At 31.4% G+C, this 2077-nt stretch carries 2 protein-coding genes; both read left to right on the forward strand.

Annotated elements, in window-relative coordinates:
* Window positions 1-222: 222 nt before the first annotated feature.
* Window positions 223-492: a hypothetical protein gene (locus PF572_03855; GenBank protein MDA3840201.1), complete on the forward strand. Its 270-nt coding sequence runs from the start codon at window positions 223-225 to the stop codon at window positions 490-492.
* 119 nt (window positions 493-611) lie between these two features.
* Window positions 612-1844: a transposase gene (locus tag PF572_03860; protein MDA3840202.1), complete on the forward strand. Its 1233-nt coding sequence runs from the start codon at window positions 612-614 to the stop codon at window positions 1842-1844.
* The last annotated feature ends 233 nt before the right edge of the window (window positions 1845-2077 follow it).

Genomic DNA, 2077 nt, shown 5'->3' on the forward strand with positions numbered 1-2077 from the left:
CGTTGTACATAATGCTAAAAAAGCATAGCCCAATTAAACCTTAAGCTAATCGTTAAACAGATGCTTTAAGCCTAAAATTTCACTTCCAGTACGTAGACTAAAAATTAATAAACATGTCGACAAAACGGATAGGGTATTTAGCTCTTAGAAAAGAGACTAAGGATTCAGTAGTCAAAAAAAATGTAATAAAATTTAAGCATGATTCAGTAAAAAAGATAAGCTATGGGCAAATTCTCAGATAATATTCGTAAAAAATTATCAGGTAATTACATTGAACCTGAAAGAGATATAGAGTTTTCATGTGGTAACTGTTTAGATATATTCCCTTTTACGTATCAAGATGTTTTTTTTAAGAGTACGGGTGATCTCGAGTTTGTACCCGAGCCAGTATGCCCTCGTTGTGGAGCCATAGAAGAATTGGTTTTTAGTCATTCAGGGCAAGAAAAAATAGAATCGATGCTTAATAGCGGTCAAATTAGAAAGGAAACATAACAATTCTACTATTTGAGTAAGTTAAGTCAAGATTAGATGACACCCAATAGGAAAATTACATTTTGAAATGTCATAACAGTTTCATAACTTGAGCTTTGAATGATAACCAGAGTTAACCAATGTGTATATCACCTGCTAATAGAGACATTAAAACAGAGGCTACGAAGAAATTTCGTCTTGCAGATTTTTTTGATGCACATTGGGATAAATACATGCAAGCTCCAAAAGAATTTGTAAAACCGGAGCAGTTAAAATCAGTAAATGCTATTAGAGTATGCCGAACAGCCGTTTTGGGTATTGATATACATGCTTGTTCTAAATGCGGTGAAATTTCAAGCATTTACCATAGTTGTAGAAATAGATTTTGCCCTACCTGTAGTTGGCAAGATACCATTAAGTGGGCAGAAAAGATTAAGGGCAAGATGCTGAATGTAAAGCATCGTCATATAGTTTGTACCATTCCACACAGTTTACATCCATTAATAAAAGCTAATCGCAATTTATTATTAAGTGCATTAATGCGCGCATCGGCCAAAACCTTTACCGATTATTTAGAAAACAAGTATAACATTAAAGCAGGAGTCATATTAGTTCTGCACACTTTTGGAGAAACTAAAGATTATCATGCGCATACTCACATGATAGTTTCATGGGGTGGAATATGTAAGAAAACGGGCGAGTTAAAAGAGATAAAAGATGAGTTTGTTAATTATGAATTTATACAAAAAAAGTTTAGGATTAAATTTGAAGATGAATTGATAAATCTGTTTGATGCTAATGAATTAAAGCATGATTTTAATAACAGACAATCATTCATGAGTTTTATAAAAGAAATCAATAAGAAAGATTGGCGTTTACATTTAGAACCAGGAATTGATGTTCCGGAAAAAGTGATTCGTTACATAGGACGATATTCAAAACGAGCCTGCTTGAGTGAATACAAGATAACAAATATGGATGGCGAATATATTTCATTTAAATATAAAGATTACAAGAATTTAACAGAAGATAAGAAACCTAAAGAAGAGATACTTACTTTGCATTACAGAGATTTTTTTCCTCGGTTATTGCAACATGTACCATTAGCTTATTTTAGAATAGTTAGATATTATGGAGTTTATTCAAACCATGGTAATATACCCGAAGAGTATTTTAGTAAATCACAAGAAGTAGTTGTTGAAGCAACAGAACAAGAATTAGAAAAACTTAATCCATTACATTGTGATTATTGTCATCAAGATAAAGTTTATATAATGACAATATTTGATAACCGCTCACGCAAGGAGCGATCAAGAAAATTTAAAATTAGTATAAAAATGGAAGAGGGAATTAAGCGAAAAGTAGTTGCCTAAAAGTAATCCATGGGATAATTGCGTCTGGTTGTGAAAAATCAATAAAATGAGGCAATAAAGCGTAAAAAAACAGCGAATAATGATTTTAAAAAAGTATTTTTATCGAAAAGAAGAAGTGAAAAGAAGCAATAAGAACAATAAATCGGCAGATAAAAACAACGTTAAAATGTTGAAATTATATATAAATGGAGGAAAAAGCACAATGTACAACACTATATATAAAAAATAGGCAA

This window comes from Patescibacteria group bacterium (assembly GCA_027858235.1).
In the GTDB taxonomy this organism is placed as follows: Bacteria; Patescibacteriota; Patescibacteriia; order Patescibacteriales; family BM507; genus BM507.